Below are 22,320 nucleotides of genomic sequence, written 5' to 3' on the forward strand. Positions count from 1 at the left end.
CGCACTGCCGGATGCATCGTAACGCCGGGACGTTTAGTCTCGGCCACTCGTCAGTCAGAGAACGCCCATGCGCCGCATCCTGCTTCCCTTGCTGTCGGCCCTGCTTTGCGCCTGTGCCAGCACCGCACCGGCACCCGAGGCCGCGACGGCCGCCGCAGCGCCGGTCGCTGTACGAACCGCTCCCGCCGCCACCGATTCCAGCCGCTGGGAGCTCGACATCCAGGCCTTCGAGCGCGAAGACGCGGTGGTCCGTCGCCGGCCCGGCAGCATCGTCTTCGTCGGCAGTTCCTCGATCCGCCTGTGGCGAAGCCTGGACACGGACTTCCCCGGCGTGGCCATCATCAATCGCGGTTTCGGCGGTTCGCGCGTCTACGATTCGCTCCATTACGCCGATCGCATCGTCACCCCGTATCAACCGCGCGCGGTGGTCTTCTATGCCGGCGACAACGATTTGCACGAAGGCCGCACGCCGGCGCAGGTGCGCGACGATTTCGTCGCCTTCGTCGAGCGCGTGCGCGCGGCCGCGCCGCAGGCGCGGATCGGTTTCATCTCGATCAAGCCCAGCCCTTCGCGCGCGGCCTTGCTGCCGCAGGTGCGCGAGGCGAATGCGCTGGTGCGCGCATACGCACAGCAAGCGAAGGGCGTGGACTATCTCGACGTCTACACGCCGATGCTGCAGGCCTCCGGCGCGCCGCGGCCGGAGCTGTTCCTGGAAGACGCCCTGCACATGAACCGCAGCGGCTACGCAATATGGGCCGACGTGGTCGGCGCCTGGCTGGGTAAGCTTTAATTCCTCGCATGCGCGTCGCCCACGCCTGTTTCCGCCAGACCTCCGCCAGCCTCCCGGCCAGCCCGTTTATGGGGACGCTGGCCGCGATGGTCCTGTTTTCCGGCCTGCTCGCCGGCCTGTTCGCTGGAATGGGCAACGCCCAGGCTGTGCCCTCGGCCCAGGCCGAGCGCGAGATAGAACAACTGATCCAGGCGCTGGGCAGCTCCTCCTGCCAGTTCGAGCGCAACGGCAGCTGGCACGACGCCCAGGCCGCCCAGGCGCATCTGCGCAAGAAACTGGCCTACCTGCGCAAGCGCGAGCTGGCCGACACCGCCGAGCAGTTCATCGAGCGCGCGGCCAGCGAAAGCAGCCTCAGCGGCCAGGCCTACCGGGTCCGCTGCGGCGGTGCCCAGCCGGTGCCCTCGGCCGTCTGGCTCAAGGCCCGTCTCGTTCAGCTGCGCAAGCCGGCGACGACGCCATCACCCTGACGCGCTAGACTGATTCCGGGCCCGCAGGAACCCCGGAGTACGCCCGGATGAGCAGCACCACGCGAACCTTCTGCCGCTCGCGCCACGACCGCATGATCGCCGGCGTCTGCGGCGGCATCGCCCTGCGGTTGCAGTGGAATCCTGTGCTGGTGCGCGGCGTTTTCGTCGTACTCGCCCTGGCCACCTTCGTGCTGCCGGTCGCGCTGGCGTATCTGATCCTGTGGCTGCTGATGTCGGAAGAGGGCTGCTGACTGGCTGGCTTCGTGCGAATCGCCGGCGGCGCGCTCGGCATGCTCTGGACCTCGCCGGTCACGATCCTGGGCCTGCTCGCCGGGGCCGTCGGCATGCCGTTCGGCGCGCGCCTGCGCTTGCGCCGCAGCGATCTGGCCCTGGTGTTCCAGCACTGGCCGTGGGGCCCGGGCGGGGCGATCACCCTCGGCAACGTCATCCTGCACACCGGCGACAGCCTGGATTCGCCGTGCTTCACCTACGCCCACGACGCCGGCCACGGCGACGAACCGCCGATCCTGTTGGCCGATCACGAGCGCGCCCACGTCTATCAGTACATGGTGCTGGGCCCGCTGTTCGTGCCGTTGTACCTGCTGTGCGGCGGCGTCAGCGTGCGCAATCGGTTCGAGCGCGCTGCCGACCGCTACGCCCAGACCGGGCGGGGGTGGTGGCCTTGGGCTAGGAGCGAGGAACTAGTAGTGAGGAACTAGTAACTACTAGTAACTAGTAGAGCTCCAGGCCGGTTCCTACTCGCTCCTAGTTTCTAGTTTCTAGTTCCTAGTAGCAGCACTACGCCCTGAACAGGCGACGCCAGGCCGGGCTTACGAAAATTTGACCGGCCGGTAACGCCGGCGGCGTTAATCTACGCCCATCGGAGAACAAGCAACGGGCGTAAAGTCCAATGCAATCGCTCCGATACGGAAGGCCCGGACACCCGAGGAACATCTCGAAGGCCCGGGTCTTCTCATGTCTATTTCATGCGCACGCTTGACAGCTTGCTCGTTCGAGCCTGGTCGGCGCATCGGGTCGCGGGTCAATCGTGCCGCGACAGCGGCAGCAGGGTCGCCGATTCGCCGGCGGGCGCGCCGTTCGGGCCGAAGCGCCGCTCGACGAAGGCGATCGAATCTTCATCGATCAACACCACCGTACTGCAACGCGTGCCGTAGCGCTCGCCGAGCACGAACGGCGGCGACAGCATGCGTTCGAGTTCCAGGCCCACGCCGGTATCGGGCAAGGCGGCGTCGGGCGCGGGCGTGCTGTCGGCGAGCGCCGACAACAGCATGCCCAGTTGATCGGTGCCGGACTGCGGCGCGGTCGACGCCGACGAATCCAGCCACGACGACAAAGCGCGGGTCGCGTGGGCGCTCTTCGGCCACGGCGCGTCGAAGGCGCCGTTCGACATCGCATGTACGCCGGGCGCAACCGGTTCGGCGACGAACTGCGGATGATTGCTGGCGAACATCAAGGCCTCGCCGTCCCATAGCAACAGGTTGAACCGGCCGAACTCGGCCGCATCGGGACGCAAGGTTTCCAGATAGTCGGCCGCGCCGATGCGATCGCGCACGAACCCGCGCACCAGGCCGCCGCGCGAGCGCGGCGCGACCTCGGGATTGAGCCCGGCGCGGACGTTGGTGACTGCGGCGAAACGGCCGGCGCGCGACGCCATCAGCCAACTGCCGCCCTGCAGCAGGTCGCGGCCGCCGTAAACCTCGGGGCTGTCCGGGTCGGGCCCCGCCGGGGCGGTCGGGCGCTGATGGGCCTCGTCGCGATTGGCGATCAAGGCCAGGCGATAGCGAGGGTGGTGTTGCCAGGCGAGGGCGATCAGGCACATCGCGCCATTCTAGCCCTGACCATGGCGCCGGATTGCTCACGACCGGCGGCGTTGCGCAAGCGCCAAGCGTCGCGGCGCCGCCACGACGAATGGCAGGGGCGTCGCCGCGAAGCTGGCCATATTCTGGCCATCGTCTCATCGGCTGAGATCGCTCCACGTTCTGCTACCGGGCGCAGAAGGGGAGAGCTCTCGATGAATCGTGGTGCCAGGATGTTGCTGCAATTGTTCGCGCCGGCGCTGGTGATCGCCGCCGGCGGCATCGCGGCCGGTACGGTACTGTTGGAACTAGGCGATACGCCCGCCGGTGCGGCGTTCGCGCCGATCGCACGATCGTTGCAGCTCGGCAGCGTATGCGCCGGCTTCACGATGATGATGTATTCATTCTGGCGTCTGTGGCGCTGGGAGCGCGGACTGGAGCCGCAATGTCCTTGTGGCGGCCTGCTGTCGCGGCCTTCGTCCGGCCGTCGCGGCCCTACCCGGCGATGCCTGGGCTGTGGTCGATCTCATTCAGAAAACTGATCCCATGCTCGCAACCGCCGCCGCCATCCGATGCACCGTGACCGCCTGGCAGGCGGCGGCGCGGATGCGCGTGGCGGAACGCCCTGAGCCGGTGGCGGAACCGCTCGAAACCAGCGAAGCCGCGACCGCCTCGATGGCGGTGGCGCTGGCGGCCGACGACGAGGCCGGCGAGCCGAATTGAGCTCTCGCATTGACGGGCCGGCTCGGCACGTCGCAAAAACAAAGGGCCAAGCCTTGCGGCTAAGCCCTTGTTTTTTCATGGTGCCGGAGGTGGGACTCGAACCCACACGCTTTTAAGGGCGGCGGATTTTGAGTCCGCTGCGTCTACCGATTCCGCCACTCCGGCAGCGGACGCGCAGTATAGCGAGCCGAACGCTCCGCGTCTGCACGTCTCGAGCAGGTCCGGCGTTCGGGCCGTGTCGGGGTTCGTTAAAGCGTTCGGCCTGTCGATCCGTCCATCGCGGGTGTTGCCGATGTCGGTGGCATGAGCTTGCCCTCGGCGCCAGGCTGGCGTGTCGGATCGGGCTTCACTACCGTGGACTGGCTTACTTCGACTCCAGCATGCCCGAGGCGGCCCGGGCGTGCTTCTCGCACGGTTGCATCAAGACCTGGTTCAGACGGTCCAGTCGATCGGCGCGTTCTTTCCGGGTGTCGTTCTGGACGCGTAGCGCCCTGATTTCTGCTTCGCGGCTGAACCGGCCCGACTGGTACGACCCGACGGCGACCATCGCTAGCAACACCATAGATCCGATGAGTTTCCAGGCCATGCTCGCCTCCTTGTCGTCCTCGGTGTTTCTAGACGGTCTGCAACGATCGGCGATCGGAAGGAATCGGGGCCGGAGCCTCCGCGCGACTGCTGCGAACGCAGACGGCTCAGAAGCCGCCGTAGCGCGCCATCGACGCGGCTAGGACGAAGATCGCGGCGATCAGCACCAGTTCGAAACGTACCAGGCCGCGCATCTTCGCGACTTCGCCGGCGTCCGGCAGGTAGCCCGGGTTGAGCGAGAGGGCCTTGCGCCAGCGCAGGAAGCGCACGGTGGGCAGGATCGACAGCAGGCCGACCAGGACGTAGGCGCCGAGCTTGGCGTGGAACCAGGGGTTGTGCAGGTAGAAATCGTGGCCCTTCATGCCATACCACACGCGGCCCAGGCCGATCAGCAGCAACAAGCCGGCGCAGCCGCCGTAGCCGGCGTCGAGCCGGGCCAGGCGCTGCAGTACGCCGCCCTCGATGGGGCCGCGCAACAGGATCGATTCGGCGACGAGCATCGACACCAGGGCGAACACCAGCAAGTGGTGGGTAGCGGCAAGCAACAGGTCGGTCAGCATCGTCTGGTCTCCGGCGGCGGCTGAGAGAGGGCAAGCAGCGAACTCGCGGATGCTACGCCTTGTCGGCCGCGCCGGCACGGGTCATAAGCCGGATGCCATGCGGCGTCGCGATGGCATGCCTGCGCGCCGGTCATCGGGCCGATGCCCGCGATGCGATATGCGCCGCCGCGCGCGGCGGCGCCGGGCGGCTCAGGCCGCTTCGTCGGTTTCCAGCGACTTGTCGACGCGACGGAACCACTCGCCGTCGCGCGGCTCGAACATCGAGCAGGCTTCCATCGGCGCCTTGTAGATGTGCAGGGACACGGCGACCGAGTCGTTACTGGCGTTGCGGATGGTGTGGTATTCGTGCGGCGGGATCAGGCTGCCGGCGCTGCCGGGGCCGGCATGCATGCCGCCGGCGGCGCGGAAGCGGAAGTTTTCGCCGTTGCGTTCGAGCAGTTCGAACTGGGTGATTTCGAGTTCGCCGTCCCACACGCCTTCGACGCACCACAGGCCGCTGTGGTCGTGCATCGGCGTGCCCTGGCCTGGCCCCCAGGTCATCGCCACGACGCTGTAACCGAGCTGCGGGCTGCGGTAGATCTCGCGCCGGGCGTAGTGATCGTCGATCGGATCGAACACGCATTCGGGCAGGTGCACGTCGCGGTCGCGGATCATCTTGCACAAGGTGTTGCGCAAGGCCGCGGTGACCGCGTGCTCGTCGCCGCAGGCGACGGCGTCGTCGATGGCGGCGACCAGCTTGTCGTGGCCGGGGAAGTCGAGGTCGGGCAGGGCGTCGGTGGCGTTCATGCGGTCCATTCTACGTCTGTCCTAGCGTCCCCGCAGCTCGGCGAGGAATCCGGCCACGGCCGGCCCGAACCGGCCGATGTCGACCAGGAAGGCGTCGTGGCCCTGCGGCGATTCCAGCGGCAGGAAGCGCGCATCGGCGCCGCCGGCGCGCAGGCCGTCGGCGATCTCCTGCTGTTGCTGCAGCGGGAACAGGATGTCGGTCTGGACGCCGATCGCCAGGGCCTTCTCGACCCGGATCGCGGCTAGGCCGAGGCGCACCTGTTCATCATTGTCGGCGAGGGTCTGGCCGCAATAATCGCCCAGGTCGAACCAATCCATCGACCGGCTCAGGTACAGATAGCAGTTGGGGTCGAAGCGGCGCACGAAGCGGCGCGCGTGGCCTTCCAGGTAGCTCTCGACCTCGAACTCGAGCCCGAACGGCTCGTCGTCGGCGCGGTCGGAGTCCAGACGCACGCGGCCGAAGCGGCCGTCCCATTCCAGCGCCGAGCGATAGGTGATGACGCCGAGCTTGCGCGCCATGCGCATGCCCGATTCGGGGTAATGGGCGTCGTCGTAGCGGCCCTGGTTCCACTGCGGGTCCAGCCGGATCGCTTCGCGTTGCAGCGAGCGGATCGCGATCGAGAACGGCAGCGCGCGGGCCGCGCCGGAGATGTTGATGTGGTTGCGCGCCAGGCCCGGGTGGCGGATCAGCAAGGCCAGTGCGGTCATGCCGCCCATCGAATTGCCGATCACGCAGGCCAGGCGCTCGATGCCGAGCGCGCGCACCACGTGGGCGGCGGCATCGGCGCCGTCTTCGATCGACAGCTCGGGGAATTCGAGGCGGTACAGCTCGCCGGTGACCGGATCGACCGACGCCGGACCGGTCGAGCCCTTGCAGCTGCCGAGCGAGTTCACGCAGACCACGAACCAGCCATCGCTGTCGATCGGCTTGCCCGGGCCGAGCATCGCCTCCCACCAGCCCGGTTCCGGATTGCCGGCATTGGCCGCAGCGTGCGCGTCGGGCGACAGACCGGTGACGATCAGGATGGCGTTGTCGCGCGCGGCGTTGAGCTCGCCCCAGGTTTCGTAGGCGATGCGGGCGCCGTGCAGCGCGCCGCCGCGCTTCATCGGAAACGGCGAGGGCAGGTCGATGTGGCGGGTGCCGGGCGGTATGAATTCGGTCATGCCTTGCGCTCGTCTGGCCGGCCGGGGGCCGGTGTCCATGGGGTCGGAGGGGAAACACCGAGCGGGCTGCGGAGGTCGGCGAGACTCGCCTGTTCCGTTCGCCCGCGCCGGTCGCCGTGCAGCCTAAAGCATAGTTTCGGCGTGCGTCGCCGCAGCATCGCTTGTGCGGTCATGCGCTCGTTCCGATCGCGCCACAGGCCGCGTTTCGCACGTGGACGAACCGCTGCGGATCGGCGGGACCGACCCGGCCGCGCTCATTCGACCACGCGATCGATCAAGATCTCGACCGTGCCGTTGCCGGCCACGCGCGCGGTGGCCGGCGCGGAGGCGAAGTCGCCGGGCTGCGGGATCGCGTTGCCGGAGGCCGAAACGCGGGCGAGCACCTGCACCTGCGCGAGCTGGGACAGTTTCATGGTCGGCATCGGGCTGTCGCCGTCGTCGAGCCGGACTTCGATCGGGAAGTCCTTGGCCGCGAGTTTCTCGACCGCGACCGGCATCGGCGCACCGCTGGTCTGGCGGGCGAGCACGAACACGCTGGCATTGGCCGGCAATTTCGCCGCCAGCGCCGGCGCCAGGCTGACCTTGACGGTGAGGCCGGGCCCCGCGGCGGCGGCCTGGGCCGGCGCCGGCGGCTGCATCGGTTCCAGCCCGGCTTCCAGGCGCGCGCCGTTGATCTGCTCGAGCAGGCTCGCGGCGGTGCGCGGATCGACCACGGCGAGCAACGGTTCCCAGGTCTTGGCCGCTTCGGCCGGCTGCTCGGCCTGGCGTTGGGCGATGCCGAGGAACCAGCGCGCACGCTGATGCATCGGCTGTTGCTTCAGGGCGTGCTGCAGCATCGCCACCGCTTCGGCGTCGAAACGCCGGTCGGGCGTCGCCAGCGCGCGCGCCTCGGCGGCCTCGGCGAGCAGGTCGGGGTTGTCGGGGGCGAGCTTGACCGCGCGCGCGTAGGCATCGCGGGCTTTTTCGTGCAGGCCTTGGGCGGTGTAGGCGCTGGCGAGCAGGCGCCAGCCCTCGATCTGGTTGGGGTCGCGGTCCAGTTCGACTTCGAGTTGAGTCACCGCCTCGGCCAGGGTCTGCGGCGCCTTGACCTGCTGCGGATTGAGCGCGGCCGGCGTGCCGATCGCGAGGTACAGCGCCGCGGTCACCGCCGCCAGCGCCAGGCCGACGCCGGCGCCGAGCCACGGCCGCGAGCGCCACAGCGGATACAGGGCGAACCCGAGCGCGAACACCACCAGGGTCGCGCCGGCGATCGCGAACATCGTCATCGAGGTCGAGCCCATCGCCACGGCCGTCACCACTCTTGCTCGTCGTCGTTCGGCGCGGGCGTCGACGCCGCGCTGCGCTGGCGCACGATGCGCGCCACCACGAAGCCGCCCACCGCCAGCAGCAGGGCCGGGCCGAACCACAGCAACCAGGTCTTGGAGTCGACCTGCGGCCGGTACAGCACGAACTCGCCATAACGCGCGACCAGGAACTGCTTGATTTCGGCGTCGTCCTTGCCCTGGCGCATGAGATCCAGCACTTCGCGGCGCAGATCGTGGGCGATCTGGGCGTTGGAATCGGCCAGCGACTGGTTCTGGCACATCACGCAGCGCAGCTCGGCGACGAGGGCGTGGAAACGCCGCTCCTCGCCGCTGTCGTTGAAGCTCAGCGGCACCGGGTCGTTGGCCGGCTGCGCGGTGAGCGGCGCGGCGATGGAGAGGGTCAGCAGCAACGCGAACGCGACGCGGCTCGTGATTCGGCGCAGCGATCGGGCGAGGACGGCAAATCCCCCCGGGCGCGTTTTTTTCAAAGGAGAGAGGCTATCGGATGCGGTCGATGCAGCCAACGAACCCGAGCTGGCCGCCCCTTCGAAGGAGGGGGGGAGGGATGCGCTCTTGCCGCGGCCGCTCATCGCGCCTTCTCGACTTCCGCCAGCTTCGGCAGCAGCTCGTCGCGGATGGTCGCGTCGGTCAGCGGGCCGACGAACTTCCAGCGCACGATGCCGCGCCCGTCGACCAGGAAGGTTTCCGGGGCGCCGTAGATGCCCCAGTCGATCGCCGACTTGCCTTCGTAGTCGGTGACCACGACCCAGTACGGATTGCCGAACTGCTCCAGCCAGCGCAGCGCGTCGGCGTGTTCGTCTTTCCAGTTGAAGCCGATCACCCGCACGCGCTTGGTTTCGGCGAACCGGGTCAGCACCGGGTGCTCGTCGCGGCAGGCCGGGCACCAGCTGCCCCAGACGTTCAGCAGGTAGGGCGCTCCGCGCAGGTCGTCGGACGAGAGCAGGCGGCCGGCTTCGTGCAGCACCGGCAGCGAGAACGCCGGCGCCGGCTTGCCGATCAACGGCGACGGCAGTGCCTCGCGGTTCGGCTTGCGGCTTAGCCAGACGCCGGCGGCGAGCAGCACGGCCAACGCAGCGAATACCGCCAAGGGCAACCAGCGGCTGTTGTTGCCGCGCGGGGTGGGGGTATTCATGCCTGTTCTCCTGCAATGGATCCTGCGACCGTGGCCGCCACGGTGCCCGCCGCCGGCTGCGGCCCGGGCGAACGTCCGCCGGGCTCGCGCACGTCGACCGCTCGCGCACCGGCCTCGCGACTGTCGGCCTCGCGATTATCGGCCTTGACCCGGAACCGCCGGTCGGCCGCGGCGACGAAACCGCCGAGCATCATCAGCAGCGCGCCCAGCCAGACCCAGCGCACGAACGGTTTGATGTGCACGCGCACCGCCCAGGCGCCGTCGCCGAGCGATTCGCCGAGGGCGACATACAGATCGCGGGTGATGCCGCGCTCGATCGCCGCTTCGGTCATGACCTGGCCGCCGCTGGCGTAGGCGCGCTTTTCCGGATGCATGACTGCGAGCACCTCGTCGCCGTCGAACACGGTGACGGTGCCGTAGTCGGCTTCGTAGTTGGGCCCGACGCGGTGGGAGACGCTGTCGAAGCGGAACTGGTAGCGGCCGAGGTCCAGGCTCTTGCCCGGCGCCAGCGCGACTTCGCGCTGGACGCTGAGGCCTTCGACCAGCAGGGCGCCGACCAGGAACACGGCGACGCCGAGGTGGGCCAGGGTCATGCCGAGCATCTCGGCGGTGTAGCGGGTGCCGTTGCCGCGCACGCGCGTCCACACGAAGCGCAAAGTGCCGGCCGCGACCCAGACCGCGCCGCCGACGCCGGCGGCGACCTTCCACGGCCCCTGCGGGGCGAGGAAATACGCGGCGATGGCCGCGCCGAGGGCGAGGCCGGCCCAGGGCACCAGCATCGCCAAGGGACGCGAGGGCTGCTCGCGCTGCCAGCGGAACAGGGGGCCGAACGGCAGCAGCAACACCAGCGGCGCCATCAGCAGCAGGAACATCAGCGAGAAGTACGGCGGCCCCACCGAAATCTTGCCGAGCTCGAGCGCATCGGCCAGCAAGGGATACAAGGTGCCGAGCAGGACCATCGCGCAGGCGGTGGCGAGCAGCAGATTGTTGGCGAGCAGCAAGGTCTCGCGCGAGCTGAGTTCGAACGGCTTGCCGCCGTTGTCGTCGCCGGACGGCACGCGCAAGGCGTACAGCAGCAGCGAGCCGCCGATGACGATGCCGAGGAAGATCAGCACGAACAGGCCGCGCGATGGGTCGGCGGCGAAGGCGTGCACGCTGGTCAGCACGCCGGAGCGGACCAGGAAGGTGCCGAGCAGCGACAGCGAGAACGCGGCGATCGCGAGCAACAGAGTCCAGCCGCGGAAGCTGCCGCGCTTTTCGGTGACCGCCTGCGAATGCAGCAGCGCGGCGCCGGCGAGCCAGGGCATGAAGCTGGCGTTCTCGACCGGGTCCCAGAACCACCAGCCGCCCCAGCCGAGTTCGTAATACGCCCACCACGAGCCCAGGGCGATGCCGAGGGTGAGGAAGGCCCAGGCGATGTTGGTCCAAGGCCGGGTCCAGCGCAGCCAGCGCGCATCGACCTTGCCGTCGAGCAAGGCGGCGATGGCGAAGGCGAACGGCACCGAGAAGCCGACGTAGCCGATGTACAGCATCGGCGGATGGATGATCAGGCCCGGGTCCTGCAGCAGCGGGTTGAGGTCGCGGCCCTCGGCGACCGCCGGCAGCAGGCGCGCGAACGGATTGCTGGTGAAGATCAGGAAGGACAGGAAGCCGACGCTGATCACGCCCATGACCGCGAGCACGCGCGCGATCACCTGCGGCGGCAGCGCCCTGGAGAAGCGCGCGACCGCAGCGGTCCACAGCGCCAGCACCAGCGCCCACAGCAGCAGGGAGCCTTCGTGCGCGCCCCACACCGCCGAGTAGCGGTACGCCATCGGCAGCAGCGAATTGCTGTTCTCGGCGACGTAGCGCAGCGAGAAGTCCTGAGTGACGAAGGCCTCGGTCAGGATCAGGAAGGCGAAGCCGACCAAGATCAGCTGCGCGTAGGCCGCCGGTCGCGCGACCGCCATCCACGGGGCGATGCCACGATGCGCGCCGAGCATCGGCAGGCCGGCCTGAACGATGGAGATCAGCAGGGCGAGGATCAGCGCGATCTGGCCGAGTTCAGGCAGCATGGGCATCGCCTGCGAAGGTGGAGGGCGAACTGGAAGCGAAGGCAAGCCCCCCTCGGTCCGCTTCGGACAAACGGGGACGGCAAGCGGGACGCGTTGAAGCGGGCAATGCCGCTATGCCTTTGGCGACGATGCGCAATTCATCCGGCGATGCATGACCCATCCATGCCGTTGCGCCCTTCGAAAACGCCAGGCAAGGGGGATTCGCTCTCGCCACCGCCGCGGTCACTGCGATCAACGCGCCGGCTCCGCGCCGCCGGGAGCGGCGACGTCGTGCTTCTTGTGCGCGGCGCCCATCTTGTCGGCGACTTCCTTCGGCATGTAGGTCTCGTCGTGCTTGGCGAGGATCTCCTCGGCGACGAAGGTGTCGCCCTGCATGCGGCCGGTCGCGACCACCGCCTGCTTCTCGCGGAACAGGTCGGGCAGGATGCCGGTGTAGGCGACCGCCAGCTCGGCGTCGCCGTCGGTGACGCGGAACTGCGAGTCCAGAGTGCCCTGGGTGCGCTTGAACGAACCGGCCGCGACCATGCCGCCGAGGCGGAAGCGCGCGCGTTCGCTGGCTTCGCCGCGCAGGATTTCGCTCGGCGTGTACAGATAGGCGACATTGCGCTGCAAGGCGGTGGCGACCAGGGCGGTCGCGGCGCCGGCGGCGGCGACCAGCCCGACCACCCACAGCAGGCGGCGACGGCGAGTGGGATTCATCGGCTCAACTCACTGGTTTGGCTGCGCGCTGCGCTGCGGGCCGCGCGCGCGCGCGCCAGGCGCAACTCGCGGCGGATCTGCAGCCGGCCGGCGACGAACTCCCAGCCCAGCACGATGGCGAAGACCGCATACGCGGCGATGATGTATTCCCGGTATTCCATTAGCGGCTACCCTCGTTGCCGGCGCCGGCGCCGGCGCCGGCGCCGGCGAGGGCGGCGACCCAGGCCTTGCCCTGTTCGCGGCGCAGGTTGTCGGCGCGGGCGCGCGTCAGCAGCGCGCCGAGGAACCACAGCTTGGTGCCGACGATCATCCAGATCAGCGGCGCCATCATGCTCGGGTCCATGCTCGACTTGCCGAGCAGGCTGATGGTCTGGCCCTGGTGCAGCGAATTCCACCACACCACCGAGTAGCGGATCACCGGCAGCAAGGCCACGCCGACGATCGCCAGCAGGCCGGCGGCGCGCGCGGCGGCGCGGCGGTCGTCGATGGCGTTGTACAGGCCGATCACGCCCAGATACAGGAACAGCAGGATCAGCTCGGTGGTCAGGCGCGGGTCCCAGTCCCACCAGGTGCCCCACATCGGCTTGCCCCAGATCGAACCGGTCGCCAGGGTGATGAGGGTGAAGCCGGCGCCGATCGGCGCGCAGGCCATCGCCAGGATCTCGCACAGCTTGATCCGCCAGACCAGGGCGATCGCGGCATAGACCGCCATCAGCGCGAACACCGCCATGCTCATCCAGGCGCTGGGCACGTGGATATAGAGGATGCGGAAACTGTCCTTCTGCTGGTAGTCGGCCGGCACCAGGAACAGGGCCGAGTACAGGCCCCAGGCCATGACCAGCAGGCCCAGGCCGTAGCCCCACGGCGCCCAGCGCGCGGCGAAGCGGTCGAAGTAGGGCGGCGAGCCGAGTGTGTGGAACCAGCGGACGAGGGGATTCATTCAGTGGTTCGTCGAGGTCTGGGTGTCTGGGTCGCGAGCGGCCTGGAGCGGTGGGACGCGGCCGGACGACGGCCGCGCAGGTCTGTTGGTTGCGATCAGTTCAATGCGATGCGGATCGCCGCGGCGGCCGCGAGCGGCGCCAGCAACAGGGCGACCACCAGGCCGGCGGCCAGCAACAGCAACGCGCCAACCGGGTCCAGTCCCTGGGCCGAGCGAGCCACGCTGCCCGCCCCGAACACCAGCACCGGAACGTACAGCGGCAGCGCCAACAAGGCCACCAGGATACCAGAGCGCCGCATCCCGACCGTCAGCGCGGCCACCACCGCGCCGAGCAGACTCAGCAGCGGCGTGCCCAGCGCCAGCGAGGCCAGCAGCACCGGCAATTGCTCGCGCGGCAGGTACAGCAGCTCGCCGAGGAACGGGGTCGCGACCAGCAGCGGCAGGGCGGTGGTGGCCCAGTGCATGAAGGTACGCACCGCGACCAGCCAGCCCAGCGGCACCGGCGCCAGCATCCATTGCTCCAGCGAGCCGTCCTCGGCGTCGCCGCGGAACAGGGTGTCCAGGGCGAGCAGGCCGGCCAGCAGCGCCGACAGCCACAGCACCGCGCCGGACACGTTCGCCAGGGCCTGCTTTTCGCCGCCCAGGGCCAGCGCGAACAACATCACCACCAGCACCGCGAACAGCGCCGGCTGCAGGGCGTCGCCGCGACGGCGCCAGAGCAGGCGCAGGTCGCGCGCCATCAGCGCGCGGGCCGAGCCGATCAGGCCGGGCGTGGCGGCGGCCAGGCTCGGGTTGCGTTGGCGCGCGCTCATGCCGCCTTCTCCATGACCAGCATGCGCGTGCGCACCGGCGGCGCGGCGTAGGCGCCGTGGGTGGTCACCAGGGCGGCGCCGCCCTCGCGCAGGTGAGCCTGGACCATGCGATTGACCAGCTCGATGCCTTCCAGGTCGAGGTTGGCGTAGGGCTCGTCGAGCAGCCATAGCGGCGCCGGCGCCATCCACAGGCGGGCCAGCGACAGGCGTTTCTTCTGGCCGGCCGAAAGCTGGCGGGCGAGGGCGTCCTCGTAGCCGGCCAGGCCGACGATGGCCAGGGCGTTCTCGGGCAGCTGGCTGCGCCGGCGCCCCTGCAGGCCGCACAGGAAGTCGAGGTTTTCCATCGCGCTCAGGTCGGCCTTGAGCCCGGGCAGATGGCCGAGGTAGGCGATCGCGCGGGCGCGCCGCGCCGGGTCGGACGGCTCGCCGTCCAGGTCGATCTCGCCGCCGTCGGCGCGCAACAGGCCGGCCAGCACCCGCAACAAGGTGGTCTTGCCGGCGCCGTTGTCTCCCTGCACGAGCAAGGCCTCGCCGGCGTCGACGGCGAAGTCGAGCGGCCCGAACACGGGTTCGTCGTTGCGCGCAAAGCGCAGTCCGCGGGCTTGCAACAGCGGCGGGGCGGTACGTTCGGGTGAGGTCATCGGTCGGGTGCGGGCGCCCGGTCGGGTCGCGAAGCGCGCATTTTATGCGAGTCCGCCGCCGATCCCGCGATCGAGGGCAAGCGCGAGGGCGAGCGCGAGGGCGACCGCGGCCGCGCCGGCCCGCGCGGCCTGGATCGGGACGGGCTCAATCGCCGAGCCAGTCGGTGAATTCCGAGCGCTCGGCATTGGCCGGGCGGGCGATCAGCATGCGCAGGCGCACCGGCTCGCCGCGGCGCCAGGCCAGCACTCCGGCCTGGCCGAAGTCGCGTGCCAGGGCGTAGGCGATGTTCTCGTCGAGATCGGCCAGCAGCCAGCCCGGCTCGCGCCATTCGCCGGCGGTGTCCTCGGCCCAGGCGGCGTGGCGCTGCGCCCCGGCCGCATCCAGGCGCGCCACCAGGCGCTCGTCGGCGGCGCGGTTGGCGCTGTCGGAATGCGGTTCGGAGGCCGGGTTCCAGGCGGTCACGAACATATAGTGTGTCGCCGGCCAGTAGGCTTCGAGGTCCCGGGCCGGGCGGCCGACCCGCAGGGGCAGCGCGTCTCCGTCCAGGGCCACCGCATAGTCCGCCGCGGCGTAGGCGACCGCCAGCTCGGCTGCATCGACGACTTGTAGTTCGCGCATGGCGCCAGTGTCCCGACCCCGGGCGGGCAGTGCAATGCCCGTTGATCGGCGGCTGTCCAATGGGCCGGATGCATATCGGTATGTCGAGCCGGACGGCTTGCCGCCGGATGCGATCTAACCGCCTGCAACACCGCGCCGTTACACTCGATGTCCCGTACGCGATCCGTCCCGGCCCATGACGCTCGAAACCAAGCTGCCGAAAGTAGGCACCACCATCTTCACCGTGATGTCGCAGCTCGCCCTCGAGCACCAGGCGGTCAATCTGGGCCAGGGCTTTCCCGACTTCGAGGTGCCGGCGCGCCTGGTCGAATCGCTGGCGCGGGCGATGAAGGACGGCAAGAACCAGTACGCGCCGATGACCGGCATCCCGGCCCTGCGCCAGGCCATCGCCGCCAAGACCGAGCGCTGCTACGGCCACCGGCCCGATGCCGACAGCGAGATCACCGTGGTGTCCGGCGCCAGCGAGGCGATCTTCGACGCAGTCCAGGCCGTGGTCCGCCCCGGCGAGGAAGTGATCGTGCTCGACCCGTGCTACGACAGCTACGAGCCGGCGATCGACCTGGCCGGCGGCCGCGCCGTGCACGTTCCGCTGGACCCGCAGACCTTCGCCGTCGACTGGGATCGGGTGCGTGCCGCGGTCACCCCCAGGACCCGGCTGTTGATGATCAACTCGCCGCACAACCCGTCCGGGGCGATGTTCGACGCGAACGACATCGCGCGCCTGACCGAGCTGCTGCGCGAGCACGAGCTCTGGCTGCTCTCGGACGAGGTGTACGAACACATCGTGTTCGACGGACGCCGCCACGAATCGATCCTGCGTTACCCCGAGTTGCGCGAGCGCGCCTTCGTGGTGTCGAGCTTCGGCAAGACCTACCACTGCACCGGCTGGAAGATCGGCTACTGCATCGCGCCGCCGGCGCTCTCGGCCGAATTGCGCAAGGTCCATCAGTACAACAGCTTCTGCAGCTTCGCCCCGGCGCAGTGGGCGTTCGCGGAGATGATCGAGGCCGAGCCCGGGCACTACGAAGGCCTCGGCGAGTTCTACCAGGCCAAGCGCGATCGGTTTCGCGAGCAACTGTCGACCACGCGGCTCAAGCCGCTGCCGGTGCCCGGCGGCTATTTCCAGCTGGTCGACTACTCGGCGATCAGCGACCTCGATGACGCCGCCTTCTGCCGCTGGCTGACCGTCGAGAAGGGCGTCGCGGCGATTCCGCTGTCGCCGTTCTACGAATCGCCGCCGGCCGGCCAACGACTGGCGCGCCTGTGCTTCGCCAAGAACGAAGCGACCCTGGACGCGGCCATCGAACGCCTGGCCGGACTTTGAGTCGCAACTCTAGATTGCACTTTTTTCGTCGAACCACTTGCCCAAAGCTTTGACTTCGGTCTAATCTTCGTCTACGAGTGTCGTCAGACGCACGTTCAACGGTTTAACCGTGCAGCAGGGGAGTTCATGGACAGAACGATGATTACGCGTCGCGCGTCTCGCGCGGCCTTACTTTCGCGACCCGGTGCAGAAAGGGCAGGCGTGTTACGCACTGCCGCTGTAAAGGTGTCCGCCGTCTCATTTTGGCCGGCTTCGGTCCGTCTAATCCGTTACCAACAATGACCGCGGCGGGGCCAGTCGCGACGCGCTGGCGAGTCCAGGCGTGGCTGGCGGCCTCAGCGGCGATTTTTCGTGCGTCAGTTCAATCAATAAAGCCGGGGAAAGCGTGAGACATACAACTGCAACCAGCCCTCGTTTGTGGGTCGCGATTTTGCTGGCGATTGCGCTGGCAGGCTGCGCCACTCGACCCGCGCCGGATTTCGGCGGCCGCTGGAAGCCGGTCAACCGGTATTCCGAAGCGCCCAGCGAAATTCCGCTGCACCAGTCCTACGTGTTCTATCCGTCGCCGATGGACGGCACGTTGAAGAACATGCTGACCCGCTGGGCCGCCGATTCGAATATGACCCTGGATTACCAGCACTATTCGGACTTTACCCTGCATCAGGCGGTGTCGCTGATCCACACCACCAGCCTGCCGGACGCGGTCACCCAGCTCAATTCGGCGTACGCCGCGCAGGGCGTGGTGATCGCCCGCGAAGGCGACAAGATCGTGGTGCGCTCGGCCGTCGCCGCGCCGGCGCCGGGTCCCGCGGCCGCGTTGCCGGAACCCGAGCCGAAAGCCAAGCACCAGGTCAAATCCAAGGACGAACCGGCCCCGGCCGCATCGCCCTCCGCGGACGACGCAGCGCCCTCGTCGGTCTCGACGACAGCGGTCGCGCAAGCCCCGGTTCCGACGCCTTAACCATCGAACGGCTAACGCCGACCCGTCCAGGCGATCTGCGTGCGCGAGCACGCGCGGTCGCCGGCAACGATTCCATAGTTATGGATGCGACATAAGATGTTCGGAAAAAAGCCCGTAACTCCGCAGATCGAGAACGCCGTCGCCAAGGCGGCCAACTACGAGGTCACCGTCGCCGACATCGCGCGACGCAGCGAACGCCGCGCCTGGATGGTGGCGTCCGCCTCGTTGGTGATGTCGCTGATCCTGGCCGGCGGCTACTTCTACTTCCTGCCGCTCAAGGAGAAGGTGCCGTACCTGGTCATGGCCGATGCCTACACCGGTACCTCGACCGTGGCCCGCCTGCGCGACGACTTCGTCAATCCCAGCATCGCCACCAGCGAAGCGATCAACAAGGCGAACATCTCGCACTTCGTGATGGCCCGCGAGTCCTACGATGCCTCGCAGATCGGCGAGCGCGACTGGAGCACGGTGTTCGCGATGGCGGCCCCGCACGTCACCAGCGGCTACTCGCAGCTGTTCGGCCCCACCAACCCGAACAACCCGATCAAGATCTTCGGCAAGGAGAAGACGGTCCGGGTCAAGATCCTCAGCATCCAGCTCAACGGCGAGCAGAACACCGGCCCGAAGGCGAAGGTCGCCACGGTGCGCTTCCAGCGCAGCGTGCTGAACAAGACCTCGGGCGCGTCCGAGCCGCTGGACAGCAAGATCGCCACGATCGAGTACCTGTACAAGTCGAACCTCAAGATGGACGAGCGCAATCGCGTGCTCAATCCCCTGGGCTTCCAGGTCACCGGTTACCGCGTCGACAACGACTACGCCGCTTCGCCGCCGATCCAGAGCGAGTACCCGACCACGCCGCAGACCGCCGCACCGGGCGCCGCGCCGCAGCAGGGCCAGTTGATGCCCGACGGCACCGTCGCGCCGGCGCCCGGTTATCCCGGCGCGGCACCGGCCGCTCCCGGCGCCGCCCCCGGCTATCCGCCGACGGCACCGGCTCAGCCCGGCCAGCCCGGCGCGCCCGTTCCCCCCAATCCCGCCGCCAATCCGGCAATGACGCCGGCGGCACCCGCACCTGCACCGACTGGCAATGCGAATGGAGTCAGCAACCGATGAACTGCCTGCGTAAACACCGCTTGGCCGCCCTGCTGTTTCTGGCGGTATCCGGCCTCGCGCTACCTGCCACGGCCCAGGTTATCCAGGAATACGAATACGAAGCCAACCGCATCTATCCGGTGCGTACTGGTCTGGGCATCACCACCCAGATCGAGCTGAGCCCGAGCGAGAACATCCTCGACTACAGCACCGGCTTCAGCACCGGCTGGGATCTGAGCCGGCGCGACAACGTCTTCTACATCAAGCCCAAGAACGTCGACGTCGACACCAACATGATGATCCGTACGAGCACCCACTCGTACATCTTCGAGTTGAAGGTCGTCGCCACCGACTGGCGCGTGCTCGAACAGGCCAAGCAGGCCGGCGTGCAGTACAAGATCAAGTTCGTGTATCCGAACGGCACCGAGTTTTCCAGCGCCCAGGAAACCAAGGCCGAACCGGTTCCGGAGTTGAACACGACGCTCGACAAGAACCGCGTCTACAACTTCGACTACCAATATTCGACCCGCAAGAAGCCGTCCTGGCTGGTGCCGACCAACGTCTACGACGACGGCCAGTTCACCTACATCAAGATCAGTGGACTGAAGAGCCTGCCGACCGGCAATTTCCCCGCCGTGTTCGGCCGCGAACGCGAAGGCGGCGAGGATTTCGTGGTCAACACCACGGTCGAGAACAACACGATCGTGGTCCACGGCACCTATCCCTACTTGATCATCCGGCACGGCAACAACGTCGTCGGTCTGCGCAGGAAGAAGCAGAAATGAGCCAGAACATGCCGCCCAACCCGCCTGGCCGCCCCGAGGACGACCAGGGCACGCCGCAAGAAGGCAACTACGGTTACGCCGGTGCCAATCCCTATTACGGTCAGCAGGCCTCCGGCCCCGCGCCGGACCTGGACGCCAGCACCCCGACCCTGAAGTCCTCCGAAGCGCAGAAGCTCAACCGCAAGGCGCTGCTGTTCCTCGGCGGCATCGTGCTGCTGCTGATCATCGCCGCGCTGTGGATGTTCAACAGCGCGACCTCCGGCGACGAAGACGCTAAAAAGGTCAAGGAAGAAGAGGTCAGCATCCCGGCGCTGCCCAAGCCGATCGAAGCGCAGCTGCCGCCGCCGGAACCGATGGCGGAGATGCCGCCGTTGCCGATGGCCGAGCCGATGCCGCCGCCGCAGCCGCAAATGAACCAGCAGCCGCAGGAGCAGGTCGAAGCCGGTCCGCGCGGGCCGAGCTTGATGGAGCGCCGGATGGGTGAAATGGCAGGGCAGAGCGGCGGCGGTGGCGGCGGCGGTTATAACGCCGAGGACCGACTCGCTGCCCAGTTGGCCGCCGCCGAAGCCCGGATGAACCCGAACAAGGCCGTCGCCGTCGAGCCGCCGAAGGAAGTCGCCTTCGCCCAGCCGATCTACAACCCCGACACCTTGCTGGTGCGCGGTACGTACATCCGCTGCGTGATGGAAACCCGGATCATCACCGATCTGCCGGGCTTCACCTCCTGCGTCGTCACCGAGCCGACCTACTCGATCAACGGCCGTCGCCTGCTGCTGCCGAAGGGCTCCAAGATCTCCGGCCGCTACCAGAGCGACAACATCAACGGCCCGCGCGTGTCGGTCATCTGGGATCGCATCACCACGCCGAACGGCATCGACGTCAACATGGCCAGCCCGGGCGTCGACAACCTCGGCGGCGCCGGCCACCCCGGCGACTTCAACGCGCACTGGGGCAGCCGCATCGCCTCGGCGCTGCTGATCAGCCTGATCAGCGACGCGTTCAAGTACGCCGCGGCCAAGAACGGCCCGGAGAGCACCACCATCACTAACGGCGGCTTGGCGGTTCAGGAGCCCTACGAGAGCAACACCGCTCGCGCCATGGAGCGTCTGGCCAACCAGGCTCTGGACAAGAGCATCAACCGGCCGCCGACCGTGACCATCAATCAGGGCACGATCGTGAACGTTTATGTCGCCAAGGACGTCGACTTCTCGTCGGTCCTCAGGTGATATCGACAACAGTGGTTGGTTGAGAAATGGATACGGACAATTCACCGATCGCCCAGGTATCCAACGCGTTCCTGGAGTACCAGTACCAGGTGCTGGGCATCCACGAGTACATGAGCTCGCCGGATGTGACGGAAATCTGTATCAACCGGCCGGGGGAGCTCTATCTGGAGACCCGGTCGGGCTGGAACCGGATCGAAGTGCCGGGCCTGACGTTCGAACGGGCCCGGCAGTTCTGTACCGCGGTCGTCAACGAGAGCAACACAGGCCAGCGCATCACCGATGCCGACCCGGTGGTCTCGTTGACGTTCCCGACCGGCCAGCGCGCCCAGTTCGTGATCCCGCCGGCCTGCGACGCCGGCAAGGTCTCGATCACGATCCGGTTGCCGTCCAAGCACAGCAAGACCCTGCAGCAGTACGAGGAGGACGGCTTCTTCGCCCAGGTCGTCGAGCAGACGCACGTGCTCAGCGAGCACGACCGCGAGCTGCTCGAGCTGCGCGCGTCGAGGAATTACGCCGAATTCTTCAAGAAGGCCGTGCAATACAAGAAGAATGTCGTCGTCGCCGGCGCCACCGGCAGTGGCAAGACCACTTTCATGAAGTCGCTCGTCAACCACATCCCGGCCTACGAACGGCTGGTGACGATCGAGGACGCGCGCGAGCTCTTCATCGAGCAGCCGAATGTGGTGCACTTGCTCTACTCAAAAGGTGGACAAAGCACGAGCAACGTCACGGCCAAGAGTTGCATGGAAGCCTGCCTGCGTATGAAGCCCGACCGGATCATCCTGGCCGAGTTGCGTGGCGACGAATCGTTCTACTTCATTCGTAACTGCGCCTCGGGTCACCCGGGATCGATCACCAGCTGCCACGCCGGCAGCATCACCCAGACCTGGGATCAGCTGGCGTTGATGGTGAAGGCTTCGAACGAAGGTTCGGGATTGGAGTTCGCGGTCATCAAGCGCTTGTTGATGATGACCATCGACATCGTCGTGCACATCAAGGCCCACGCCGGGCAGCGCTATATCACGGGTATCGATTTCAATCCGGAACGCACGCACGCTGAATAGGTGTCGGACGTTCGCGAAATTCGTGAAAAAGTGACGTAAGTGTGCATTGCGATTGACAATCCTGGCTCCAACATGAATCATTGCGGCGTCGCTCCAACTGCTAGCAACCCATTCATATCGGTCTGTTCACAGGGGGTCGGCGCCAAGGTCGGCAGGGGGGAATCAAGGAATGTTGCCCGGAATTGAGCTGATGAACTGCCCGGGCTTGGCAGTTCCACATGAAGTGATGCACCACGTCGTGCGCGTGGAGTCGTCCTTTAATCCCTACGCCATCGGCGTCGTGGGCGGCCGCCTCGTGCGCCAGCCCAAGAATCTCCCCGAAGCGATCGCCACCGTGCGCATGCTCGAGCGCCGCGGCTACAACTTTTCGCTCGGCGTCGCCCAGGTCAACCGCTACAACCTGGGCAAGTACGGCCTGGACTCCTACGAGAAAGCCTTCGAGACCTGCCCGAACCTCCAGGCCGGTTCGCGCATCCTGGCCGAGTGCTACAGCCGCTCCAACAACGATTGGGGCAAGTCGTTCAGCTGCTACTACTCGGGCAACTTCGTCACCGGGTTCCGGCACGGCTACGTGCAGAAGATCTACGCCTCGATCAACCGGGCCGCGAGCGACGCTTCCGACGGTCAAGCCATCGCGGTGATCGGCAAGTCGCCGCGCGCCGAGCCCGCCGAAACCAAGGCCAGTGCCGTGGCGGCCGCCAAGCCGGTCTACGCCCCGGGCCGCCAGTCCGGCCCGCAGCGCCTGGCCGCCGCC

At 67.8% G+C, this 22,320-nt stretch carries 26 protein-coding genes, 1 tRNA gene and 2 pseudogenes; 13 read left to right on the forward strand and 16 right to left on the reverse strand.

The features are described from left to right. Positions 1-67: 67 nt before the first annotated feature. The 4 genes from ACSAMQ_RS03400 to ACSAMQ_RS03415 are packed head-to-tail and all read left to right on the forward strand — an operon-like array spanning position 68 to position 1,976. Positions 68-790, forward strand: a complete 723-nt coding sequence (locus ACSAMQ_RS03400; protein ID WP_435394287.1) for an SGNH/GDSL hydrolase family protein — start codon at positions 68-70, stop codon at positions 788-790. 8 nt (positions 791-798) lie between these two features. Further along, positions 799-1,257, forward strand: a complete 459-nt coding sequence (locus tag ACSAMQ_RS03405; protein WP_435394288.1) for a DUF5329 domain-containing protein — start codon at positions 799-801, stop codon at positions 1,255-1,257. Between the two features lie 47 nt (positions 1,258-1,304). Continuing rightward, complete coding sequence (locus ACSAMQ_RS03410; RefSeq protein ID WP_435394289.1) at positions 1,305-1,508, forward strand: PspC domain-containing protein; 204 nt, start codon at positions 1,305-1,307, stop codon at positions 1,506-1,508. A 39-nt stretch (positions 1,509-1,547) separates the two neighbouring features. Continuing rightward, positions 1,548-1,976, forward strand: coding sequence for a hypothetical protein (locus ACSAMQ_RS03415; RefSeq protein ID WP_435394313.1), 429 nt, complete (start codon positions 1,548-1,550; stop codon positions 1,974-1,976). A gap of 323 nt (positions 1,977-2,299) precedes the next feature. On the opposite strand, the gene ACSAMQ_RS03420 is transcribed toward ACSAMQ_RS03415, so the two are convergent. Beyond that, a complete protein-coding gene (locus ACSAMQ_RS03420) occupies positions 2,300-3,097 on the reverse strand; it encodes an NRDE family protein (protein WP_435394290.1) in 798 nt (265 codons plus the stop codon). 51 nt (positions 3,098-3,148) lie between these two features. On the opposite strand from ACSAMQ_RS03420, the gene ACSAMQ_RS03425 reads away from it, so the two are divergent. Together ACSAMQ_RS03425 and ACSAMQ_RS03430 are read left to right on the forward strand one after the other, a co-directional pair. Further along, positions 3,149-3,616 (forward strand): hypothetical protein, encoded by a 468-nt coding sequence (locus tag ACSAMQ_RS03425; protein WP_435394291.1) that lies wholly within the window; start codon positions 3,149-3,151, stop codon positions 3,614-3,616. A gap of 4 nt (positions 3,617-3,620) precedes the next feature. After that, positions 3,621-3,797, forward strand: a complete 177-nt coding sequence (locus ACSAMQ_RS03430) for a hypothetical protein (RefSeq protein ID WP_435394292.1) — start codon at positions 3,621-3,623, stop codon at positions 3,795-3,797. A gap of 78 nt (positions 3,798-3,875) precedes the next feature. Here ACSAMQ_RS03430 and ACSAMQ_RS03435 read toward each other — a convergent pair. The 15 genes and pseudogenes from ACSAMQ_RS03435 to ACSAMQ_RS03505 all read right to left on the reverse strand — a co-directional run bounded on the left by ACSAMQ_RS03435 (position 3,876) and on the right by ACSAMQ_RS03505 (position 15,114). Next, a tRNA-Leu gene (locus ACSAMQ_RS03435) sits at positions 3,876-3,962 on the reverse strand. A 199-nt stretch (positions 3,963-4,161) separates the two neighbouring features. Beyond that, entirely contained in the window at positions 4,162-4,383 is a 222-nt protein-coding gene (locus ACSAMQ_RS03440) for a hypothetical protein (RefSeq protein WP_435394293.1), read from the reverse strand. Positions 4,384-4,489: 106 nt separating this feature from the next. After that, positions 4,490-4,942 carry a DUF2214 family protein gene (locus tag ACSAMQ_RS03445; protein WP_435394294.1) on the reverse strand — a complete coding sequence of 151 codons (453 nt, stop codon included), beginning with the start codon at positions 4,940-4,942 and terminating at the stop codon, positions 4,490-4,492. 189 nt (positions 4,943-5,131) lie between these two features. Then, the gene (locus ACSAMQ_RS03450) at positions 5,132-5,728 is read right to left on the reverse strand and encodes a cysteine dioxygenase (protein WP_435394295.1); all 597 of its coding nucleotides are present in this window, start codon (positions 5,726-5,728) and stop codon (positions 5,132-5,134) included. A gap of 21 nt (positions 5,729-5,749) precedes the next feature. Continuing rightward, positions 5,750-6,892, reverse strand: a complete 1,143-nt coding sequence (gene metX / locus ACSAMQ_RS03455; protein WP_435394296.1) for a homoserine O-acetyltransferase MetX — start codon at positions 6,890-6,892, stop codon at positions 5,750-5,752. A 254-nt stretch (positions 6,893-7,146) separates the two neighbouring features. Beyond that, positions 7,147-8,157, reverse strand: coding sequence for a tetratricopeptide repeat protein (locus ACSAMQ_RS03460; RefSeq protein WP_435394314.1), 1,011 nt, complete (start codon positions 8,155-8,157; stop codon positions 7,147-7,149). A 26-nt stretch (positions 8,158-8,183) separates the two neighbouring features. After that, positions 8,184-8,630: a cytochrome c-type biogenesis protein gene (locus tag ACSAMQ_RS03465; RefSeq protein WP_435394315.1), complete on the reverse strand. Its 447-nt coding sequence runs from the start codon at positions 8,628-8,630 to the stop codon at positions 8,184-8,186. Between the two features lie 152 nt (positions 8,631-8,782). Next, positions 8,783-9,349 carry a DsbE family thiol:disulfide interchange protein gene (locus tag ACSAMQ_RS03470; protein ID WP_435394297.1) on the reverse strand — a complete coding sequence of 189 codons (567 nt, stop codon included), beginning with the start codon at positions 9,347-9,349 and terminating at the stop codon, positions 8,783-8,785. A 149-nt stretch (positions 9,350-9,498) separates the two neighbouring features. Then, positions 9,499-11,403, reverse strand: a pseudogene (locus ACSAMQ_RS03475) (heme lyase CcmF/NrfE family subunit); the annotation flags it as partial. Between the two features lie 231 nt (positions 11,404-11,634). Then, positions 11,635-12,102 carry a cytochrome c maturation protein CcmE gene (gene ccmE, locus ACSAMQ_RS03480; protein WP_031370728.1) on the reverse strand — a complete coding sequence of 156 codons (468 nt, stop codon included), beginning with the start codon at positions 12,100-12,102 and terminating at the stop codon, positions 11,635-11,637. Further along, a complete protein-coding gene (gene ccmD, locus ACSAMQ_RS03485; protein ID WP_435394298.1) occupies positions 12,099-12,263 on the reverse strand; it encodes a heme exporter protein CcmD in 165 nt (54 codons plus the stop codon). The genes ccmE and ccmD overlap by 4 nt, the downstream gene beginning before the upstream one ends. Beyond that, a complete protein-coding gene (gene ccmC / locus ACSAMQ_RS03490; RefSeq protein ID WP_435394299.1) occupies positions 12,263-13,042 on the reverse strand; it encodes a heme ABC transporter permease CcmC in 780 nt (259 codons plus the stop codon). The genes ccmD and ccmC overlap by 1 nt, the downstream gene beginning before the upstream one ends. Positions 13,043-13,137: 95 nt before the next feature. Next, entirely contained in the window at positions 13,138-13,854 is a 717-nt protein-coding gene (ccmB, locus tag ACSAMQ_RS03495; protein ID WP_435394300.1) for a heme exporter protein CcmB, read from the reverse strand. Then, the gene (ccmA, locus tag ACSAMQ_RS03500; RefSeq protein WP_435394301.1) at positions 13,851-14,495 is read right to left on the reverse strand and encodes a heme ABC exporter ATP-binding protein CcmA; all 645 of its coding nucleotides are present in this window, start codon (positions 14,493-14,495) and stop codon (positions 13,851-13,853) included. Before ccmA ends, ccmB begins: the two co-directional genes overlap by 4 nt. 145 nt (positions 14,496-14,640) lie before the next feature. Next, positions 14,641-15,114 carry a DUF3293 domain-containing protein gene (locus tag ACSAMQ_RS03505; RefSeq protein WP_435394302.1) on the reverse strand — a complete coding sequence of 158 codons (474 nt, stop codon included), beginning with the start codon at positions 15,112-15,114 and terminating at the stop codon, positions 14,641-14,643. Between the two features lie 175 nt (positions 15,115-15,289). Here ACSAMQ_RS03505 and ACSAMQ_RS03510 point away from each other — a divergent pair, with 175 nt between their 5' ends. The 7 genes and pseudogenes from ACSAMQ_RS03510 to ACSAMQ_RS03540 form a co-directional block, all read left to right on the forward strand. Continuing rightward, positions 15,290-16,438, forward strand: a complete 1,149-nt coding sequence (locus tag ACSAMQ_RS03510; RefSeq protein ID WP_435394303.1) for a pyridoxal phosphate-dependent aminotransferase — start codon at positions 15,290-15,292, stop codon at positions 16,436-16,438. A 415-nt stretch (positions 16,439-16,853) separates the two neighbouring features. Continuing rightward, positions 16,854-17,216, forward strand: a pseudogene (locus ACSAMQ_RS03515) (hypothetical protein); the annotation flags it as partial. Between the two features lie 279 nt (positions 17,217-17,495). Further along, the gene (locus tag ACSAMQ_RS03520; protein WP_435394304.1) at positions 17,496-18,512 is read left to right on the forward strand and encodes a virB8 family protein; all 1,017 of its coding nucleotides are present in this window, start codon (positions 17,496-17,498) and stop codon (positions 18,510-18,512) included. Next, positions 18,509-19,276, forward strand: a complete 768-nt coding sequence (locus tag ACSAMQ_RS03525; protein WP_435394305.1) for a TrbG/VirB9 family P-type conjugative transfer protein — start codon at positions 18,509-18,511, stop codon at positions 19,274-19,276. The genes ACSAMQ_RS03520 and ACSAMQ_RS03525 overlap by 4 nt, the downstream gene beginning before the upstream one ends. Next, positions 19,273-20,502, forward strand: coding sequence for a TrbI/VirB10 family protein (locus ACSAMQ_RS03530; RefSeq protein ID WP_435394306.1), 1,230 nt, complete (start codon positions 19,273-19,275; stop codon positions 20,500-20,502). The genes ACSAMQ_RS03525 and ACSAMQ_RS03530 overlap by 4 nt, the downstream gene beginning before the upstream one ends. A gap of 26 nt (positions 20,503-20,528) precedes the next feature. Then, entirely contained in the window at positions 20,529-21,566 is a 1,038-nt protein-coding gene (gene virB11 / locus ACSAMQ_RS03535) for a P-type DNA transfer ATPase VirB11 (protein ID WP_435394307.1), read from the forward strand. Between the two features lie 181 nt (positions 21,567-21,747). Continuing rightward, a partial coding sequence (locus tag ACSAMQ_RS03540) for a lytic transglycosylase domain-containing protein (RefSeq protein ID WP_435394316.1) occupies positions 21,748-22,320 on the forward strand: 573 nt, incomplete at its 3' end.

This window comes from Lysobacter sp. 1R34A, assembly GCF_051217035.1.
Classification (GTDB): Bacteria; Pseudomonadota; Gammaproteobacteria; order Xanthomonadales; family Xanthomonadaceae; genus Lysobacter.

Excerpts from the sequence above, each read along its gene's own strand:
- ACSAMQ_RS03400 (WP_435394287.1), top strand. The coding sequence starts at position 68 with ATGCGCCGCATCCTGCTTCCCTTGCTGTCGGCCCTGCTTTGCGCCTGT.
- ACSAMQ_RS03405 (WP_435394288.1), top strand. The coding sequence starts at position 799 with ATGCGCGTCGCCCACGCCTGTTTCCGCCAGACCTCCGCCAGCCTCCCG.
- ACSAMQ_RS03410 (WP_435394289.1), top strand. The coding sequence starts at position 1,305 with ATGAGCAGCACCACGCGAACCTTCTGCCGCTCGCGCCACGACCGCATG.
- ACSAMQ_RS03415 (WP_435394313.1), top strand. The coding sequence starts at position 1,548 with ATGCTCTGGACCTCGCCGGTCACGATCCTGGGCCTGCTCGCCGGGGCC.
- ACSAMQ_RS03420 (WP_435394290.1), bottom strand. The coding sequence starts at position 3,097 with ATGTGCCTGATCGCCCTCGCCTGGCAACACCACCCTCGCTATCGCCTG.
- ACSAMQ_RS03430 (WP_435394292.1), top strand. The coding sequence starts at position 3,621 with ATGCTCGCAACCGCCGCCGCCATCCGATGCACCGTGACCGCCTGGCAG.
- ACSAMQ_RS03440 (WP_435394293.1), bottom strand. The coding sequence starts at position 4,383 with ATGGCCTGGAAACTCATCGGATCTATGGTGTTGCTAGCGATGGTCGCC.
- ACSAMQ_RS03445 (WP_435394294.1), bottom strand. The coding sequence starts at position 4,942 with ATGCTGACCGACCTGTTGCTTGCCGCTACCCACCACTTGCTGGTGTTC.
- ACSAMQ_RS03450 (WP_435394295.1), bottom strand. The coding sequence starts at position 5,728 with ATGAACGCCACCGACGCCCTGCCCGACCTCGACTTCCCCGGCCACGAC.
- metX (WP_435394296.1), bottom strand. The coding sequence starts at position 6,892 with ATGACCGAATTCATACCGCCCGGCACCCGCCACATCGACCTGCCCTCG.
- ACSAMQ_RS03460 (WP_435394314.1), bottom strand. The coding sequence starts at position 8,157 with ATGACGATGTTCGCGATCGCCGGCGCGACCCTGGTGGTGTTCGCGCTC.
- ACSAMQ_RS03470 (WP_435394297.1), bottom strand. The coding sequence starts at position 9,349 with ATGAATACCCCCACCCCGCGCGGCAACAACAGCCGCTGGTTGCCCTTG.
- ccmE (WP_031370728.1), bottom strand. The coding sequence starts at position 12,102 with ATGAATCCCACTCGCCGTCGCCGCCTGCTGTGGGTGGTCGGGCTGGTC.
- ccmD (WP_435394298.1), bottom strand. The coding sequence starts at position 12,263 with ATGGAATACCGGGAATACATCATCGCCGCGTATGCGGTCTTCGCCATC.
- ccmC (WP_435394299.1), bottom strand. The coding sequence starts at position 13,042 with ATGAATCCCCTCGTCCGCTGGTTCCACACACTCGGCTCGCCGCCCTAC.
- ccmB (WP_435394300.1), bottom strand. The coding sequence starts at position 13,854 with ATGAGCGCGCGCCAACGCAACCCGAGCCTGGCCGCCGCCACGCCCGGC.
- ccmA (WP_435394301.1), bottom strand. The coding sequence starts at position 14,495 with ATGACCTCACCCGAACGTACCGCCCCGCCGCTGTTGCAAGCCCGCGGA.
- ACSAMQ_RS03505 (WP_435394302.1), bottom strand. The coding sequence starts at position 15,114 with ATGCGCGAACTACAAGTCGTCGATGCAGCCGAGCTGGCGGTCGCCTAC.
- ACSAMQ_RS03510 (WP_435394303.1), top strand. The coding sequence starts at position 15,290 with ATGACGCTCGAAACCAAGCTGCCGAAAGTAGGCACCACCATCTTCACC.
- ACSAMQ_RS03520 (WP_435394304.1), top strand. The coding sequence starts at position 17,496 with ATGTTCGGAAAAAAGCCCGTAACTCCGCAGATCGAGAACGCCGTCGCC.
- ACSAMQ_RS03525 (WP_435394305.1), top strand. The coding sequence starts at position 18,509 with ATGAACTGCCTGCGTAAACACCGCTTGGCCGCCCTGCTGTTTCTGGCG.
- ACSAMQ_RS03530 (WP_435394306.1), top strand. The coding sequence starts at position 19,273 with ATGAGCCAGAACATGCCGCCCAACCCGCCTGGCCGCCCCGAGGACGAC.
- virB11 (WP_435394307.1), top strand. The coding sequence starts at position 20,529 with ATGGATACGGACAATTCACCGATCGCCCAGGTATCCAACGCGTTCCTG.